The sequence below is a fragment of the Undibacterium sp. RTI2.2 genome, from assembly GCF_035018705.1.
Lineage (GTDB): Bacteria > Pseudomonadota > Gammaproteobacteria > Burkholderiales > Burkholderiaceae_D > Undibacterium.
The window spans coordinates 97,761-116,763 of record NZ_JASJXN010000002.1 but is presented as its reverse complement, the minus strand read 5'-3'; the positions used below and the strand labels follow the sequence as shown (position 1 = coordinate 116,763).

At 47.3% G+C, this 19,003-nt stretch carries 15 protein-coding genes; 12 read left to right on the top strand and 3 right to left on the bottom strand.

The features are described 5' to 3' along the window. Window positions 1-37 precede the first annotated feature (37 nt). The 9 genes from metE (at window position 38) to ftsB (ending at window position 12,568) form a co-directional block, all read left to right on the top strand. The gene (gene metE, locus QN395_RS01605) at window positions 38-2,359 is read left to right on the top strand and encodes a 5-methyltetrahydropteroyltriglutamate--homocysteine S-methyltransferase (protein WP_322118168.1); all 2,322 of its coding nucleotides are present in this window, start codon (window positions 38-40) and stop codon (window positions 2,357-2,359) included. A gap of 388 nt (window positions 2,360-2,747) precedes the next feature. Then, window positions 2,748-3,590 carry a TatD family hydrolase gene (locus QN395_RS01600; protein WP_322118169.1) on the top strand — a complete coding sequence of 281 codons (843 nt, stop codon included), beginning with the start codon at window positions 2,748-2,750 and terminating at the stop codon, window positions 3,588-3,590. Between the two features lie 3 nt (window positions 3,591-3,593). Then, window positions 3,594-6,170: a DNA internalization-related competence protein ComEC/Rec2 gene (locus tag QN395_RS01595; protein WP_323491856.1), complete on the top strand. Its 2,577-nt coding sequence runs from the start codon at window positions 3,594-3,596 to the stop codon at window positions 6,168-6,170. Window positions 6,171-6,201: 31 nt separating this feature from the next. Further along, window positions 6,202-7,038 carry an alpha/beta hydrolase gene (locus QN395_RS01590; protein ID WP_322118171.1) on the top strand — a complete coding sequence of 279 codons (837 nt, stop codon included), beginning with the start codon at window positions 6,202-6,204 and terminating at the stop codon, window positions 7,036-7,038. A 76-nt stretch (window positions 7,039-7,114) separates the two neighbouring features. Continuing rightward, window positions 7,115-8,071 carry a lipid A deacylase LpxR family protein gene (locus QN395_RS01585; protein WP_323491855.1) on the top strand — a complete coding sequence of 319 codons (957 nt, stop codon included), beginning with the start codon at window positions 7,115-7,117 and terminating at the stop codon, window positions 8,069-8,071. A 103-nt stretch (window positions 8,072-8,174) separates the two neighbouring features. Continuing rightward, window positions 8,175-9,833 (top strand): CTP synthase, encoded by a 1,659-nt coding sequence (locus tag QN395_RS01580; protein WP_322118173.1) that lies wholly within the window; start codon window positions 8,175-8,177, stop codon window positions 9,831-9,833. Window positions 9,834-9,835: 2 nt separating this feature from the next. Continuing rightward, complete coding sequence (gene kdsA, locus QN395_RS01575) at window positions 9,836-10,690, top strand: 3-deoxy-8-phosphooctulonate synthase (protein WP_322118174.1); 855 nt, start codon at window positions 9,836-9,838, stop codon at window positions 10,688-10,690. Window positions 10,691-10,839: 149 nt separating this feature from the next. Beyond that, window positions 10,840-12,123: a phosphopyruvate hydratase gene (eno, locus tag QN395_RS01570; protein WP_322118175.1), complete on the top strand. Its 1,284-nt coding sequence runs from the start codon at window positions 10,840-10,842 to the stop codon at window positions 12,121-12,123. Between the two features lie 97 nt (window positions 12,124-12,220). Then, window positions 12,221-12,568, top strand: a complete 348-nt coding sequence (gene ftsB / locus QN395_RS01565; protein ID WP_322118176.1) for a cell division protein FtsB — start codon at window positions 12,221-12,223, stop codon at window positions 12,566-12,568. Window positions 12,569-12,806: 238 nt separating this feature from the next. Here ftsB and hslO read toward each other — a convergent pair whose 3' ends face one another. After that, window positions 12,807-13,733 (bottom strand): Hsp33 family molecular chaperone HslO, encoded by a 927-nt coding sequence (gene hslO, locus QN395_RS01560; RefSeq protein WP_322118177.1) that lies wholly within the window; start codon window positions 13,731-13,733, stop codon window positions 12,807-12,809. Between the two features lie 59 nt (window positions 13,734-13,792). Next, window positions 13,793-14,317: a gamma carbonic anhydrase family protein gene (locus QN395_RS01555; RefSeq protein ID WP_322118178.1), complete on the bottom strand. Its 525-nt coding sequence runs from the start codon at window positions 14,315-14,317 to the stop codon at window positions 13,793-13,795. A gap of 163 nt (window positions 14,318-14,480) precedes the next feature. On the opposite strand from QN395_RS01555, the gene QN395_RS01550 reads away from it, so the two are divergent. Then, window positions 14,481-15,389, top strand: coding sequence for a ferritin-like domain-containing protein (locus QN395_RS01550; RefSeq protein WP_322118179.1), 909 nt, complete (start codon window positions 14,481-14,483; stop codon window positions 15,387-15,389). A gap of 66 nt (window positions 15,390-15,455) precedes the next feature. Further along, window positions 15,456-16,223: a flagella assembly protein FlgT middle domain-containing protein gene (locus QN395_RS01545; protein ID WP_323491853.1), complete on the top strand. Its 768-nt coding sequence runs from the start codon at window positions 15,456-15,458 to the stop codon at window positions 16,221-16,223. Window positions 16,224-16,257: 34 nt separating this feature from the next. On the opposite strand, the gene QN395_RS01540 is transcribed toward QN395_RS01545, so the two are convergent. Further along, window positions 16,258-17,949 (bottom strand): acyl-CoA synthetase, encoded by a 1,692-nt coding sequence (locus QN395_RS01540; protein ID WP_323491852.1) that lies wholly within the window; start codon window positions 17,947-17,949, stop codon window positions 16,258-16,260. 128 nt (window positions 17,950-18,077) lie between these two features. Here QN395_RS01540 and QN395_RS01535 point away from each other — a divergent pair, with 128 nt between their 5' ends. After that, window positions 18,078-18,959 carry an alpha/beta hydrolase gene (locus QN395_RS01535; RefSeq protein WP_322118182.1) on the top strand — a complete coding sequence of 294 codons (882 nt, stop codon included), beginning with the start codon at window positions 18,078-18,080 and terminating at the stop codon, window positions 18,957-18,959. Window positions 18,960-19,003: the final 44 nt, after the last annotated feature.

Sequence of the window (19,003 nt, the reverse complement as noted above, 5' to 3'; positions counted from 1 at the left end):
GCACCATCATGACAACACTTAGATAAAAGGAGTTGTCATGGCATTAGCACATATTTTGGGATTTCCGCGCATCGGTGCGCAGCGTGAATTGAAATTTGCGCAAGAAGCGTTCTGGCGTAAAGAATTGTCCGAAGAGGCCTTACAAGATATCGGCACTGATTTGCGGGCGCGACACTGGGGTGTGCAGCAGCAAGCCGGTCTGGATTATGTTAGCGTCGGCGACTTTGCCTGGTACGATCAGGTCTTAAACACGCTGGCATTACTGGGTGCTTTGCCGACACGATTTGGTTTTGATCCGCAGGCTTTGTCCTTAGAAAATTATTACAGCGCCGCGCGCGGTAATAGCGCCAATGTCGCGATGGAAATGACCAAATGGTTTGATACTAATTATCATTATCTGGTGCCAGAATGGACTACTGATACCCGCTTTGATGGCGGCGTTGATTGGTTATTTGATGAGCTTGCACAAGCCCAAAAATTGGGACATGTCGCCAAGGTGACGTTGATCGGGCCGATCACTTTGCTCTATCTGGGCAAGATCAAAGGCGACGCAGGTAAACAGCTTCAGCATAAACTTGATTTACTGCACAAGATAGTTCCGGCTTATCAAAAAGTCCTGGCGCGCTTGCAAGCTGCCGGGGTGGAATGGGTGCAAATCGATGAGCCGGTTTTGTCGCTAGATCTGGATCAGCAATGGCAAAAAGCGTTTCAGCCTGCGTATGTCGCGCTGGCAAAGACGGCACCAAAAATTTTGCTGGCAACCTATTTTGAGGCGGTAACAGACTATGCAAATTTATTGCATCAATTGCCGGTAGCGGGTGTTCATCTTGATCTGGTGAGAGCGCCGCAACAACTGGCGGACTTTTTCGCCAATGGGGCGCAAACGTGGCCAAAAGCACGCGTGTTATCTGCGGGAGTGATCGACGGTCGCAATATCTGGCGTGCGGATTTATCAGTCTTACTCAAGCAATTGCAACCACTGCAAAAGCAATTAGGCGATCAGTTATGGATTTCATCCAGTTGCTCTCTGTTGCACGTGCCAGTCGATCTGGCGACCGAGACAGCGCTCGATGCTGACTTAAAAAGCTGGCTCGCATTTGCGACACAAAAGCTCGATGAGATTGTCGCCTTAAAACAAGCCTTAAACGGACAAGCAGCCTCGGTCATTGCCCACTTTACTGCATCGCAAATCGCCATCCATAAACGTGCTACCTCGACCCGTATTCACAATCCTTTAGTCAAGCAAAGAGTCGCTGGCGTTACCGCGGCGGACGCAGAACGCCAAAGTGCATTTCCGCAGCGGATTGTGAAGCAACAGGCACGTTTTCAATTGCCTTTGTTCCCAACCACGACGATAGGCTCTTTCCCACAAACGAAAGAGATCCGGCAAGCGCGCGCGGCTTACAAGCGTGGCGACCTCAGTCATCTGGATTATCTAGACACTATGCGTGCTGAGATCAGTCTGGTGGTAGAGAAGCAAGAGCAACTGGGCATTGATGTGCTGGTGCATGGAGAGCCAGAACGTAACGACATGGTGGAATATTTCGGTGAGCAGCTGTGGGGTTATGGTTTCACACAAAATGGCTGGGTGCAAAGTTATGGTTCCCGCTGTGTGAAGCCGCCATTTATTTATGGCGACGTGTATCGACCAGAAGCCATGACAGTCGCCTGGAGCGCCTATGCCCAGAGTCTGACGGATAAAACCATGAAAGGCATGCTGACCGGCCCCGTGACGATGTTGCAATGGTCGTTTGTACGCGACGACCAGCCACGCGCTACGACCGCTTTGCAAATTGCATTGGCATTACGTGATGAGGTCTGTGATCTGGAAAAAGCAGGCATCGGCATGATACAAATTGACGAACCCGCTTTCCGCGAAGGCTTGCCATTACGCCGCAGCGATTGGCCCGCGTACCTGGATTGGGCAGTACGTGCCTTCAAAATCAGCGCATCCGGCGTGCCCGATGATACGCAAATCCACACCCACATGTGCTACTCAGAATTCAATGATATTTTGCCTTGGATCGCCGCCATGGATGCCGATGTCATCACGATAGAAACCTCGCGCTCGGATATGGAATTGCTAGATGGTTTTGGCGATTTTGCTTATCCCAACGATATCGGCCCGGGCGTCTACGACATCCATTCGCCACGCGTAGCCAAGGTCAGCGAAATGCAAAGGCTGCTGCAAAAAGCGCGCAGCGTTTTACCAGACCGCCGGCTTTGGGTAAATCCAGACTGTGGACTGAAGACTCGCGACTGGCCTGAGACAATGGCTGCGTTAGAAAACATGGTACAAGCCGCCAAACTCTTACGAGCAAGCGTAGCGGATCATGAGGAGCATCTGGATTGCTGCTGAGCTAAATTATTGCTGAGGTAAGCCTTAGAGAGTTAGAGCTGCCAGAGGTTGCGTTTTTATATCAATCTCTGGTAGTCATCTTGGTGCGGAAGATTTTGCATCTCTCGTCAAATATTACTTTCAATACTAATTCAATATACTCCCCTAATATTTTTTAATAAATGCTGTATTGTCCAATGATTATATGGACAATATAAATATACCTACTACCAGTATATTTATAATGCTTGTTGCGAAATCGTTAGAAGTTCATTGACGATATGATTTATTTTTCCTCTGGGTATCGATGATTAGTTAGCAAGATCAGGCGGTATAATCCTAGGATGCTCCCAAATCCAATTCATCCTGCATATCAAGATCAAAAGCAAGATCAAGCCAAGGCAATGCCATGTGGATAGACACGCACTGCCATTTAGATGCGATGGAATTCGATGGCGCGTCGCTAGCGGTGGCTGATGCTGCCGCACAAAAAGCCGTGTCGGCGATTGTGATTCCTGCTATTCATCCGAGTAATTTTGAGGCGGTGAAAAACCTGGCGCAGCAACGCAGCGATTGCTTTTATGCCCTGGGTATTCATCCAATGTTTGTACCGACTTCGCAAGAGAGTGATTTGCAGCTATTGCGTGAAAAGGTGTTAACAATCATGTCACGTGATGTAGGCATTACAGAGGACGGCGCAATAACGCGGTTTGTGGCAATCGGTGAAATCGGCTTAGATTTTTTTGTGCCGGCGTTAACCCAAAGTCCCCTGCGCGAAAAGCAGGAATTTTTTTATGTCGAGCAATTAAAAATCGCACGTGATTTTGGCTTGCCGGTGTTGTTGCATGTCAGACGATCGCAAGATCAGATACTCAAATATTTACGCAGAATTAAAGTCGTTGGCGGCATTGCGCATGCATTTAATGGCAGCCAGCAGCAGGCGCAGACGTTTATTGATTTAAATTTTAAACTGGGCTTTGGCGGCGCGATGACTTATACCCGCGCTCTTCAGATCCGGCGCATGGCAAGCAACTTGCCGCTGTCTGCCATCGTGCTGGAAACAGATGCGCCGGATATCTCTCCCAGTTGGTTGCACCCAGCGATCAATAGCCCAGCAGAATTACCGCAGATCGGTGCAGTATTGGCAGAGTTGCGCGGGATGACGACCATGCAAATTGCCGCGCAGTCTACCGCCAACGCGCTGGAAGTTTTACCCCGGTTGCCGCGCTCACTTCGTTCACTCTTAGCGTAAACGATGCGGGCAGCGATCATCAGTTTTGTCATTGGTGTTGCTTGCTTGCAGCAACAGGCGGCGCTGCTGGACAGTTTTGACTTGACTGTGCTGGCGGTGATTAGCCTGATGTGCATAGTGCTCAATTCTTTGCTGAGTCCTATCATCAATTCATGGCTTTCTGAGCGGATTATTTCTTCAGTTTTTTATCGCGCCTTCAATTTATGCGCTAAATGTGTAGGTGCCGCTGGCTTGGGTTTTGTATGGGCAAGCACGTTTGCCCATTTTTATCTAGCGCAAGAATTACCCAACGTTTGGGAGGGCAAAGATATCACTGTGGTTGGTACGATAGACAGCTTGCCATTTCAATTCGAACAGGGAGTACGCTTCAATTTTTTGGTGGAGCAAGTTCTTGCCGGTAGTGATGGAGATGAGCAAAAACCAGTCGTGCCATCTAAAATTGCCTTGTCCTGGTATGCACCTCTCAGATCATCAAATAGTACCGTCGCTGCGGTGCAGCCGGGAGAACGCTGGCGGCTGACTGTCCGTCTGAAGCGACCGCATGGCAACGCAAATCCTGATTCTTTTGATTATGAGGTGTGGCTGCTGGAGCAAGGCTTACGCGCTACCGGAACGGTACGCAATAGCTTGGCTAGTAATAATTTAGTGCTTGCCGATCCTATGGTGACTGATCCTGCACTGACTGATTCGGTGACTAATTCAGTGACTGATTCACCGACTAATACAGTGGCTAACTCCAATCAGCGTATAACGCCATTTGTATGGAGTATTGGCAATCTGGTTGAGCGCGGCAGAGCAGCTTTGCGTGCCCGTATCCATGCAGCTTTGCCTGCGCACACTTATGCCGGCGTGCTGGTGGCGTTGGTGGTGGGTGACCAGCGCGAGGTCGCGCAATCTGACTGGAAAGTGTTCAACAGAACGTCGGTAGGGCATCTTTTCTCTATCTCAGGGTTGCATATTACGATGGTGGCGGGTTTGTTTGCTGGCTTGATCTATTGGTTATGGCGTCATTCATTTTTTCTTAGTCATGTTTTAAAAAAACCATTATCGATTCACTTACCTGCGCAAAAAGCGGCAGCATTAGCGGGTGTGTTAATGGCACTGACCTATGTCGCTTTGGCAGGATTTGGTGTGCCTGCACAACGCACTTTGTACATGCTGAGTGTGGTTGCACTGGCCTTGTGGTGTGGACGTCTGACGAGTATTTCGCATGTGCTTTGTTTAGCCTTGGGTGTGGTTGTGGTGCTTGATCCTTGGGCGGTATTGTGGCCGGGATTTTGGTTGTCGTTCGGTGCGGTTGGGATTATTTTATTTGCGTCTGTTGGTCGTATTTCTTCTTCAAAACCAGTCAGCTGGCGTGGTCGTCTATTTAGCATGTTGCGTGCCGCGACCTTCACCCAATATGTGGTGACCATTGGCTTGGTACCTTTGACCTTATTACTGTTTGGACAGCTATCTTTTGTAGGCCCGATCGCAAATATGCTGGCGATTCCCTTAGTCAGTTTTGTCGTGACTCCGCTCGCTTTATTGGGTAGCGTGTTACCTGCACCGATGAGCTCTTGGGTGCTGGAGCTTGCGCATGTTTGTGTCGAGTTTCTTGCCCGATTTTTAGATTATTTAAGCACCCAAAGTTTTGCGGTATTTACTACGCCAATGCCGCCGCTATGGATGGCTGGGGTGGCGATGCTAGGTATTTTATGGTTACTGGCACCACGTGGTTGGCCTTTGCGCTGGCTGGGTATTTTCTGTTGTTTGCCATTAATTTTACACCAGGCAAGTCAGCCACTTGAAGGTGAAATGACGGTAACCGCACTGGATGTAGGGCAGGGTATGAGTCTGCTGATAGAGACAGCTCACCATCGCTTGTTATATGACACCGGTCCTTCATATTCGCCAGAGTCGGACGGAGGTAGTCGCGTGATCGTGCCTTACTTGCGCGCGAGGGGGATTTCATCTTTGGATGGTGTGATGATTTCGCATAATGACAGCGACCATTCTGGTGGTGCTTTAAGTATTTTTAAAGAGATGCAAATTACGTGGGTGAGTAGTTCATTAGCTAGTGATAGCCCTGTGGTTTTGGCTGCCATAAATCATCGTCGTTGTTTAGCTGGGCAAGCGTGGTCTTGGGACGGTGTAAATTTTGAGGTTTTGCAGCCAGCACCAGCCAGTTATGAAAGCCAGAAGTGGAAGCCAAACGCCCGTAGTTGTACTTTAAAAATTTCTACCAAAACCCATTCGATGTTGTTGGCGGGTGATATCGAGGCAATTCAAGAAGATGAGCTGGTGAATAGCATCCCAGCTAAATTGCATGCCGATGTATTGCTCGCACCGCATCACGGTAGCGGGACGTCTTCCACTCCCGCATTTTTACAGACAGTGCAGCCTCAGTTAGCAGTATTTCAGGTCGGTTATTTAAATCGTTACCATCACCCCAAACCAGAAGTATTTCAACGATATGCCGATTTTGGAATAAAACGTCTAAGAACAGACGAGGCTGGTGCAATCACATTACAATTCGGCACTGAATTGCGCTTTTCTGAATATCGTAGCGAGCATCGTCGTTATTGGTATCAAAGGTGATTGCCCTACCTACTGACTTACCACTTATCTTATGCCAACAGAATCTACAGAATTGAGGGAATTAACTAAGCCTGCGCTTCATTTTGCTCATGCTAATAGTTTTCCAGCCGGGACCTATCGCGTTTTTTTTGAGCATTTACGTCAGCATTACGATGTACGGGCTTTACCTTTACATGGACATAATCCTGCTTATCCTGTGACGGATAGCTGGCCGTATTTAGTGCAAGAATTAGTTGATACCCTGCAAGCTAGTTATCAAGAGCCGGTTATTTTGGTGGGGCATTCTCTGGGTGGAATGTTAGCGACGATGGCCGCAAAAGCGCGACCGGATTTAGTCCGTTGTGTAGTGTTATTAGACTCGCCATTGGTGGCTGGTTGGCGTGCGATGTTGTTGCATTGGTTTAAAGCTTTAGGTATAGATAAAAAATTCTCGCCTTCTCGTTTTTCAGAAAAACGCAGAAATCAGTGGAAAGATGCTGAGGAGGCATATCAACATTTTGCCAGCAAAGAAATGTTCGCCATTTGGCCGCCAGAGGTGCTGCGTGATTACATTAATGCGGGCATCACACCGAATCAGCATGGTGATGGTGTCACTTTGCGTTTTACGCGTGAGGTGGAGACGGCCATTTATTCCACTTTGCCGCATGGCCTTGGTTATCTGGCTCGCACAGGTTTGGATGTGCCTGTTGGTTTTGTCGGTGGTACTGAGTCAGTGGAGTGCAAACAAGCGGGTTTGGATGCGACTAAAAAATTGGTCGGTAATCATTTTGTGCAAATCGCTGGCGGACATTTAATCCCGATGGAGTCGCCAGCACAAACAGCTGCGGCGACCCATGCGATGATTTTGTCTCTGATTGGTAGTGCGTAGAGTTTAGTCAATAGACTATAGGATCAAGCTTGGCTCAGACGCCTTAGTTTTTTTTATCTTTTTTAGCTAATTTAATATGATGTCAATTTTAAGCAAAAACAATCTGTGCCTATCTTTGTTTGTCTTAAGCGCGCTTAGCTCTGTTCAATCTCAGGCAAGTGATTTGTCGTGGAGTGAATGGCAAGATGTACATGCAAAAGGAAGCGCATTTTTGCAAATAACGATTGATAACGATAGCTTGTTACTGACCGATAAAGATCGTTTTTATACTAGCGGCAATCATTTATCGCAAACTTTTTTTCTGAAGACGTCAAATCAAGAAGTTAGCTATACCTGGCAAGTCGGACAAGATTTATATACGGCGTCTGATATCAAGCTGACACCTGCGCAAATCCCGAAAAACGATCACCCCTATGCTGGTTGGTTATTTGGCGGAATTTATCGTGAGGTAGCTAATACAGAAGGCCAAGACAGCAAAGTAGGATTAGAGCTTGGTTGTCTAGGGCCTTGCGCGGGCGGTGCCTGGACGCAAAACAATTTACATAGAATTATTAAGCAGCCGTTGCCGCAAGCCTGGAGTACTCAAGTGTCCAACGAGCCAGGTTTTGTTCTGTCTGGCGAATGGACGCCACTGCGCTGGACGGCTTCATCAATCGTGGATATTAGTCCCAGAATCAAGGCTCGATTTGGGAACATTTTTACCGATGTAGGTGCCGATATGACTTTGCGTGTCGGTGCGCTTAATGCCTTGCCGCAACAGCCTGCACACTATGCATTTTTAAGAGGAGAGGCCAAGGAAGTCGCTTATAACGCCACGCTTCAAGGCGGTTATTTTAATCATCAACGTGATGAACAAAATACGGGTATCACGCCAAAGCGATCAGTTGGAGAGCTTGAATTAGGTTATTTTTGGCGCACTCCTGCTTATGGCATAAGTGCATCTGTGCTGCGGCGCAGTAATGAAATTAAAGAGCTTTCTAATAGTATCGGTGCTCAGAGCTTTGCTCGCTTGCAATTCTTTTATGCGATGTAATTCTTGAATAATTGAGTCATGATTTTTTCATGACTCGTTGGAGAGCGGCGCTGTTTGGGGTATAATTCGAATTTCCCGCTCGTGCCGTCTGGCACCTTCTGCAATGACTAAGTTTGTATTCGTTACCGGGGGCGTCGTGTCCTCCCTAGGCAAAGGCATTGCTGCCGCCTCCCTTGCTGCGATTCTTGAATCTCGCGGCCTCAAAGTTACCATGCTCAAGCTTGATCCCTACATCAATGTGGATCCAGGCACCATGAGCCCGTTTCAGCACGGTGAAGTTTTCGTCACCGACGACGGCGCTGAGACTGATCTCGATTTGGGACACTATGAGCGTTTCATTACTGCCAAAATGAAAAAGGTGAATAACTTCACCACCGGGCAGATTTATGAATCCGTGATCCGCAAAGAACGTCGTGGCGAATATCTGGGCAAAACTGTTCAGGTTATCCCGCACATCACTAACGAAATCCAAGATTACATCCATCGCGGTGCAAATGGTTTTGACGTAGCACTGGTCGAAATCGGTGGCACGGTTGGCGATATTGAATCTTTACCTTTCCTTGAAGCTGCACGTCAATTAAGTTTGCGTGCTGGCCGCCATGCTGCAGCATTTGTGCATTTGACTTTGGTACCGTATCTGGCCTCTGCCGGTGAATTAAAAACCAAACCAACACAGCACAGCGTACAAAAACTGCGTGAAATAGGTATCTCTCCAGATGCTTTGCTGTGTCGTGCCGATCGCCCTATCCCGGATGATGAGCGCGCAAAAATATCCTTGTTTTCTAACGTGCCGGAAGAGGGTGTCATCTCTGTCTGGGATGCGGACACGATTTACAAGATTCCACAAATGCTGCATGACCAGGGTCTGGATCGTATCGTTTGTGAAAAACTTGCTTTGTCACCAAAACCAGCCAATCTGGAAATGTGGGACAAACTGATTTATGCATTAGAAAATCCAAAAGAAGAAGTCACCATCGGTATGGTCGGTAAATATGTCGACCTGACTGAATCGTATAAATCCTTGACTGAAGCTTTGCGTCATGCGGGTATTCATACCGAAAGTCGTGTGAATATCGAGTACGTTGATTCAGAAGAAATCGAAGCAAAAGGTACTGGCGCATTAGAAAAGTACGACGCGATTTTGGTTCCGGGTGGTTTCGGCAAGCGCGGTGTAGAAGGCAAAATTATTGCAGCCCGTTATGCACGTGAAAACAAAATCCCTTACCTCGGTATTTGCCTTGGTATGCAAGTCGCTTTAATTGAATACGCACGTAACAAAGCTGGTTTGACATTAGCAAACTCAACCGAGTTTGATCAGCAGACAGAACAGCCAGTCGTCGCATTAATTAACGAATGGCAAAATCATGACGGCAAGGTAGAAACCCGTGATGAAAACTCTGATCTGGGCGGTACCATGCGTCTGGGCGCACAGACTTGTGCGGTCAAGCCAAATACTTTGGCATCAGAGATTTATGGCAATGTCGTCACTGAGCGTCACCGTCATCGTTATGAAGCCAATAATCATTACCTGGCACGTGTTGAGCAAGCTGGACTGATCGTTTCTGCGCGTACGCCAACCGAAGATTTATGCGAAATCATGGAGTTGCCACGTACAGGTCCAAATTCACATCCTTGGTATCTTGGTGTGCAATATCACCCTGAGTTTAAATCGACGCCGCGTGAGGGACATCCGCTATTTATCTCCTTTGCTAAAGCTGCTATTGCGCACAAATTGGCAAACCAAAAAGCGAACGGACAATAATTATGAAGCTCTGTGGATTTGATGTTGGTCTGGATCAGCCCTTTTTCTTAATCGCAGGTCCTTGTGTTATCGAGTCGCACCAAATGGCGCTTGACACAGCAGGTGCTTTAAAAGAGATGACGACAGCTTTAGGTATCCCTTTCATTTATAAGTCGTCTTTTGATAAAGCCAATCGCTCGTCAGGTTCTAGTTTCCGTGGTTTGGGAATGGAAAAAGGTTTAGAGATTTTGGCTGATGTTAAAAAACAATTGCAGGTCCCGGTGCTGACAGACATCCATGCGATTGATGAGATAGCGGCAGTTGCTGCGGTGGTTGATGTATTGCAGACGCCTGCTTTTTTATGTCGTCAGACTGATTTTATTGAGGCTTGTGGCCGTTCTGGTAAGCCAGTCAATATTAAAAAAGGGCAGTTCCTTGCGCCACATGACATGGTCAATGTCATCGCCAAGGCACGTGCCGCAGCAAAATCTGCCGGTCTGCTTGAGGATAATTTTATGGCGTGCGAGCGCGGTGTCTCATTCGGCTACAACAATCTTGTATCTGATATGCGCTCCCTAGCAATCATGCGTGAGACCAATTGTCCGGTGGTATTTGATGCGACGCATTCTGTACAATTGCCAGGTGGTCAGGGTACGACCTCAGGTGGTCAACGTGAATTTGTGCCAGTACTGGCGCGTGCTGCGGTGGCGGTGGGTATTTCTGGTTTGTTTATGGAAACCCATCCAGATCCGTCCAAAGCAATGTCAGATGGCCCAAATGCGGTACCGCTAGGTCGTATGAAAGAATTGCTGTCTACATTGATCGAGTTGGATCGCGTCGTTAAAAAGAATGGATTCCTTGAGTCTAGTTTTGCTTAGTCAAGACGCTTACTAGCGTATTGGCAAATATTTTTTAACAGGACTTACGCAAAATTATCCCAGCTAGGAGTTACAACGCAGCTAGGGCGGTTTTTCGTAAATCCGATTTAAATAGTTTGTTCACTATATTGCATGTTTAGGAGAAATGAATGAGTGCTATCGTTGATATTATCGGTCGTGAAATTATTGATTCGCGCGGCAATCCAACAGTTGAGTGTGATGTATTGCTGGAATCCGGCGTCATGGGGCGTGCGTCTGTACCGTCCGGCGCATCAACTGGTTCTCGTGAAGCGATAGAGCTGCGTGATGGCGATAAATCTCGTTACCTCGGCAAAGGCGTTTTAAAAGCCTGCGAACATATCAATACCGAAATCGCCGAAGCGATCATGGGTCTGGATGCGAACGAACAAGCCTTCCTTGACCGCACGCTGATCGATCTGGATGGCACAGAAAACAAAGCGCGTCTCGGTGCAAATGCCATGTTGGCAGTTTCAATGGCGGTTGCCAAAGCAGCCGCAGAAGAGGCGGGCCTGCCGCTGTATCGTTACTTCGGCGGTTCTGGCGCAATGCAGTTGCCCGTGCCAATGATGAACGTCATCAATGGCGGCGCGCATGCAGACAATAACCTGGACATCCAGGAATTCATGATTATTCCAATTGGCGCGCCATCCTTCCGCGAAGCGGTGCGTTACGGTGCTGAAGTTTTTCATGCACTGAAAAAAATCTTGCACGACAAAGGTTTGACCACGGCTGTGGGCGACGAAGGTGGTTTTGCACCTTCCGTCGATAACCACGAAGAAGCAATCAAGATGATTATCCAAGCGATTGAGGCGGCTGGCTACGAGCCAGGTACACAAATCGCGTTGGGTCTGGATTGTGCCGCAAGTGAGTTCTACAAAGAGGGTAAATATCATCTTGAAGGCGAAGGTCTGACGTTGTCATCAGCGGATTTCACTAATTTACTCGCTACCTGGGTCGATAAATATCCTATCATCTCGATTGAAGACGGTATGGCAGAGGGCGATTGGGACGGTTGGAAGATTCTGACGGAACGTCTGGGCAAAAAAGTACAGATCGTTGGCGATGATTTATTTGTCACCAATACCAAGATTTTGAAAGAAGGCATTCAAAAAGGAATCGCTAATTCTATCCTGATCAAGATCAATCAAATCGGTACTTTGACTGAGACGTTTGCTGCGATTGAAATGGCAAAACGTGCTGGTTATACCGCTGTTATTTCGCATCGTTCTGGCGAAACAGAAGACAGCACCATTGCGGATATCGCTGTTGGTATGAACGCCTTGCAAATTAAAACTGGCTCGATGTCTCGTTCAGATCGTATGGCAAAGTACAATCAATTGCTGCGTATTGAAGAAGATTTAGGCGACATTGCCAGCTACCCTGGTCGTGATGCTTTTTATAATCTGAAATAAGCTGCAAGAAGATGCAAAAAAGGGGAACGGCGTTCCCCTTTTTACTAATCTCGGTTTAATTCAATGTTCGTTTTTTAACCTATATTTCTAAATACTGATGCGTCTGATCGCGTTATCACTTACAGCGCTGCTGCTACTCATACAATACCCGCTCTGGTTGGGTAAAGGCGGCTGGTTGCGTGTATGGGAGTTAGATAAACAAGTTACCCAAGCTCAAAAGCATAATGATGAGTTGAAAGAGCGGAACAGCAAGCTCGACTCAGAAGTACAAGATTTAAAAACAGGCACAGGCGCAGTAGAAGAACATGCGCGCTTTGAACTGGGCATGATTAAAAAAGACGAGATCTTCGTGCAAATCTTAAACGCAGCGTCATCTGCGCAAACATCGAACCTCAACGATCCAAAACCGCCAAAAGAAAAAACGGCACCATCTATAAATCATTAGCTTGCCGCTAATTTCAACGGTATTCCAGTTACACTCTACTCACGCTTTTTAGACGAATCCGCCGATAAATTCTACATCGCTGATTTGGCATTGATTTTAATTACTCCCCACCAGTACTTTTAATTGTCCAGGTATTCTCTGGTCATTAAGGTCATTTCTAGTAAATATGGGGGGAGTATATTAAGCCTAAATTAAATTCACCTGATATTTTGATGAAAAATCGTGCGGGATTAAATAATTAATGCTTGCTGTCGTTCGCTACGCTAGTCGCTTCAGCTAAGGTGTTCGCCACAAATAATTGTGCGCAATCGACCTGATCGAAGCCATAGTGCTTACCGCAAAAATCGCAATTAATATCGAGTCGTCCTAATTCTGCAATGGCGGTATTAATCTCAGGCTCGCCCAGCATGCGCAGCATATTGCCGACTTTTTCACGGGTGCAGTTGCAGTGGAATTGTGGATGTTGCGGATCAAAAATGCGGATGGTTTCTTCCCAAAATAATCGATGCAATAAAGTTTCGATATCGGTCGTCAGCAATTCATCTTGTTTGAGTGTGCCACCTAATGAGATAGCGCGATTCCAGGCTTCTGTCTCATCTTCCACTTTGGCTTCTATGCCGCCATGTTTCGGTAGTTTTTGCAGCAACATGCCTCTGGCAATCTTGTCATCCGCCGCCAGCCAAAGTTTGGTATCTAACTGTTCAGAACGCATCATGTAATTTTCTATGATGCCAGCAATGCTATCGCCATCAATCGGCACGATCCCCTGATATGCCTGTTGACCGGGTAGCTTGTCATTAGGGTCTAGCGTGATGACAAAGCGACCTTGCCCGTTCGCATGTACTAATTCAGTCAAACTGGCATTGTCGGTAATCACTGCGTTTGGTGATAACTTGGCAGTAGCACGGATGCGCAATTCTGCATCGCATTCCACCACCAATAATTTGACCGGACCATCACCGTAAATTTGCATGATCATGGTGCCGTTAAACTTGAGATTGGCACACAACAGAGCAGAGGCGGCGGTTAGCTCACCAAGTATGGTTTTGACGGCGGCGGGATATTCGTGACGCGCCTGGATTTGTTGCCAGGCGTTAGAAATTTCAACTAATTCACCGCGCACGCCAGCGTGTTCGAACATAAATTTTTGTAGGGTATCTTGCATAAGTTTCTTTACTTTGACGACGTTTTTAATCTGCTCTTGAATCTGAAAATAGTTGCTAGTTAGCCGATCTTTTTCAATTCAGTTTTATAAGCTTGGGCGCGGCGGACATAATTCAACGTATTGCCGTGCATCCGCAAAATATCTTCTTCATTTAAAGTGCGTACCGCTTTGGCAGGTGAGCCGATAATCAAAGAGTTGTCTGGAAATTCTTTTCCCTCAGTGATCAGGGCGCCAGCGCCGACCAGACAATTTTTACCAATTTTTGCACCGTTCAAAATGACTGCCTGAATCCCAATTAAGGAGCCTTCACCGATTGTGCAACCATGCAGCATGGCTTGATGACCAATCGTCACATTTTTACCTATCGTCAGCGGATGACCAGGATCGGTGTGCAAAATGCATCCCTCTTGTACGTTGCTGTTTTCACTGACGGTAATCAGCTCATTGTCACCTCGGATGGTGACGTCAAACCAAATACTGGCGCCTGCTTCGATCTTTACTTTTCCGATGATATTGGCGCTGTCAGTAATGTAAGCGCCGGGATCAATTTCAGGTGCGATGTCGCCTAACTGGTATATGGTCATGATTTTTCCGTAAAATAGGGTGACTGATTTAGGATTTACGCAAAATCGCCCCAACTGTGTTGCAGCGCCTAGCCGCACTGAAGGCTGTCGTCGTCGCTGCGCCTTGCTGGGACAATTTTGCGTAAGTCCTATGATTTATTATCGCTATTTTAACGCTCATCTTATGAACCCATCGTTCCCTAATACAAATGCGACTGCAAATCTAGTTGCTAAACCTGCTGATATTGCTAATTTTGCTGATTTTGCTGATAAGGCCACTTTAGAGGGAGCGGCTTCATTTTCAGATTTGCGCAGAGCGGCGTTAGCTTTGCTGGCAGAACCTGATACCAAGGCCAAAGCAGAAGGTACTGCCAGACTGCGCGCTGCATGGCAACGAGGAGAGGTAGCGCTAGATGCCGCCACAGTCTTGCACGCTAATCAATTGATTCCTGGCCGGCCAGCTAAGCCTGCGCTGGTTCCGCCGCTGGAAGTTAAGCGGCGCGCAATGAACACAGTAGAAGGTCGTGCAGTGCTGATCCATGCGTTGGCGCACATCGAGTTTAATGCGATCAATCTTGCCTTGGATGCGATCTGGCGCTTTGCTGATATGCCCGTGGATTATTACTCGGATTGGTTGCTGGTCGCGCAAGAAGAGGCCTATCATTTTGGCATGCTGGCCGATCATCTGGTTAGCTTGGGATATCAATATGGCGATTTTCCGGCACATCATAGCTTGTGGGAACTAGCAGAAAAAACACAAGAAGATGTGCTCGCAAGAATGGCCTTGGTCCCACGCACGATGGAGGCGCGTGGCCTTGATGCAACGCCTGCCGTGCGAGCCAAACTGGCGCAGGCCAAAGATATTGCTGCCGCAGAGATTCTTGACATTATCTTGCGCGATGAGATCGGTCATGTGATGATCGGAAATCGATGGTTTGGCTATCTTTGTGAGATGCGTGATCTGGAGCCTGTAGCGACTTACGCACAATTGGCGTTGCAATACAAAGCGCCACAAATGCGGGGTCCTTTTAATCTGGATGCAAGAAGAGCTGCCGGCTTTAGTGAAGAAGAACTTTTGGTGCTGCAAAGCTAAAGTTAGTTTTTAAATGCAGGTCAAAGTTCGCATGTATTTGATTTTCAACTTCGTTTTTTGAGCGACATGATGAAAAATAATCTGATCCGATTTTGCTTCGCACCTTACCTCATGCTGTTGTTGGCGCTCGTGATTTTCTGCATGTTCCTCAATGATGTAAGCGCTCAAACTAGCACAGGAAAAAGCATAAGCAAAACTATACAAAATCTGACTCCTGCAGAAACCGTCCCATCAATGTCAGCGCCAGCGATGGAGGCACCTGTCACTGAGCCCATCGTAAAGAAAAAAGTTCTGGCCACCGCATTTGTCGTCAGTAAATCAGCCAAGCTAGAGGATGTTGATGACATCGCACATGGTTTTCCGCGCGAGCTGATTAGCAGACTCGCTTTATCCAGAAAATATGTCACTAAAATTTCGCCAGGCTTACTTTCTTTTAACACCGAGGTTGGTGTTCCCTCAATAAAATTATTGCGGCAATTGGGCACGCAATATGACAGCCAATTTGTCATCTCTGGAGAAGTCCGCGACGATAGCGTAATCACCGACAAAAAATATTTGGGTTTGATCGAAAATAAAAGACGCTTTATCGATTTGGATATTGATTTATATGACACCACAACAGGTGTCTTATTAAGTCACCACACACTGAGTAATATCGCGCAGCAAGACGTCATTATCGGTCGTGACAAAGCGTTTGGCAGCGGTGCATTTTTAAATACCACGTATGGCAAAGCAATCGATGTATTGATTGATCAGGCCGCAAAATTAATCATCCATGATTTAGATGCTTTGCCTGCTGAGACTAAAACGACAGAGATGAAATCAGATAGTTAAAACAGCAGGCAAATGTACCAAACACAATGTTTACCTACTTCTTAGCTCGTTCCTCCTCCAACAAACGCAGCACACGGCGCTGCACTTTGCCAGTGGTCGTCATCGGCAGTGCCGCTATAAATTCGATTTCTTTCGGATATTCATAAGGTGCCAGTTTGCCTCGCACATGCGCTTGTAGTTCTGAGATGAGTTCTGCACTGCCGATAAAACCGGCGCTTAAAACGATGTATGCTTTGACGATATTGCCGCGTTCTTTGTCTGGCTTGGGTATGACGGCGGTATTGGCGACTGCCGGATGTTTGACCAGACAGTTTTCGATTTCGGATGGTCCGATGCGGTAGCCCGCGGCTTTAAACATATCATCTGCTCGTCCTTGGTACCAAAGATAACCGTCTTCATCGCGCAAGGCTAAGTCACCTGTTCTGCACCAGTCGCCGGTAAATTTATTGTTGGTTGCTTCTGAGTTTTTCCAATAGCTGATAAAAAATACCGGATCAGGGTCGCCATGAATATCGTAGCGGTGCATGGCTACCTCTCCGACTTGATTGACAGCGGTTTCATTACCATCGTCATCAATAATCGCAACGCGGTGTCCAGGATACGGACGTCCCATGCTACCGGGTTTAGCGGGCCATTGCAGATGGCTATTGCCGACGATATAGTTCATTTCTGTCTGGCCGAACATTTCATTCGGTATGACACCCAGTGATTGTTGACACCAGTTGAAGACGGCATCACCAACTGCTTCGCCTGCACTCATAATCGCCCGCAGTTTGAGCTTGTATTGCGGTTGCGGTTCTGGGCAAGCCTTCATCATCATTTTTAGCGCTGTCGGGAACAGGAAAGTGTTCGTGACCTGATATTTTTCCAATAAATAAAACGCTGTCTCAGCAGTAAAGCGTCCTTGGTAGCCGACGATAGGTTGACCAAAATACAGGCAGGGCAGCAGTGCATCCATCAAGCCACCAGTCCAGGCCCAATCTGCTGGTGACCAGAACACGTCATTGGGCTGAGGAAACCAATTTTGCGAGGCTACAAAACCTGTCAGGTTGCCGATGATCGCAGAGTGGGGGATGAGCGCGCCTTTAGGTGCACCGGTCGTGCCGCTGGTATAGATCAAAATGGCGGCGTCGCTTGCGGCAGTTTTGACGGGATCAAACTGATCTGACATTTCCGGGATTGTATTCTCCCAACGCAGACAATCTTCAGCGCCGCACTTTAATGTAATGAGTGTGGTCAGCGCAGGACAACTACCGCGGATTTGCCAATATGCTTCTATCCCGCTTTGATCTACCACCAGCGCAACCGCCTCGCTGTTCTGTAGGCGGTATTCCAATGCTTCGGGACCAAATAAAAACGATAAAGGCATTGCAATCGCACCCATTTGCAGACATGCCATCACCGTGATGGCAGTCTCTGGACGTTGCGGCAAAATGTAGGCGACGATGTCACCCTGTTTTACACCTTGCTCTCGCAACAGATTGGATAGCTGATTTGCCTGTTGCTGTAATTCTGCGTAAGTTAGCGTCGCTGTATTGCCATCGGCATCTTCATAATGGATAGCGATGCGCTCGCTATCTTTACTCCAGCGCTGGCAACATACTTGCGCCATATTGAAATCGCCCGGTACATCCCAGCGAAAACGCTGATATAACTCTTGATAATGATCTACATTTCCGATGTTTGCGATCTTTGCGATCTTTGGAATTGCTTTTTGCTTAGTCATTCTGTCTCCGGTTTTTTATAGAACGATCGTGCTATTATCTATCGACTTATAGACCAATCCTAATCCAAAATTTGCATGATTGTCGATGAGAAATGCGATGATATGTGTTCACCCAAAATTTTAATCTCATGATCAAATCTTCCCGCTCCGAATTTATCGCCATCCGTGGATTGCAATACCATGTGCGCCATTGGGGCGATGAATCCGCTCCTAAAATCTTCATGCTGCATGGCTGGATGGATGTGTCTGCCTCTTTTCAATTTGTGGTGGACTGCCTGAAACAAGATTGGCACGTCATCGCCCCCGATTGGCGTGGCTTTGGTTTAACCGATACGCCAAATGCTGATTGTTACTGGTTCCCGGACTATATGGGCGATCTGGATGCGATTTTGCAGCATTATTCCCCAGACGAGGCTGTCAATTTAATTGGACATAGTATGGGGGCAAATGTCGCTGGTATTTTTGCCGGTGTACGACCAGAGCGGATAAAAAAGTTTGTCAATCTGGAGGGCTTTGGCATGCCAGTGACCACACCAGGCCAGGCGCCAGGTCGCTATTTAAAATGGCTGGATGAGTTGCGCCAGACACCGGTACTGCGCACTTATGCAAGCCAGGCAGAAGTGGCAGGACGCTTACAAAAAACGAATCCACGGTTGTCCGACGAACGCGCTAATTTTTTATCGCAACACTGGGCTAAACAAAATGCCGAGGGTCAGTGGGAAATCCTCGGCGACCCCGCTCATAAACTCACCAGTCCCTTGCTTTATCATGTAGAAGAAGTGATGGCCTGCTGGGAAAAAATCACCGCGCCAGTATTGTGGTTTGAGGCGGACGACACCAATGTCTGGCATTGGATGGGACCAAAATCAGAAGCTCGCACAGAGATTGACCGGCGTCTGGCGCATATCCCCAAGCTACAAAAGGAAATGATAAAAAACGCTGGTCACATGCTGCATCATGATCAGCCAGAAATTTTGGCAGAATTAATCGAGCAATTTTTACTTGCTTAGACAGTGACAGTATTGAATCAACAGCCGTGCCAGATCATTAATCG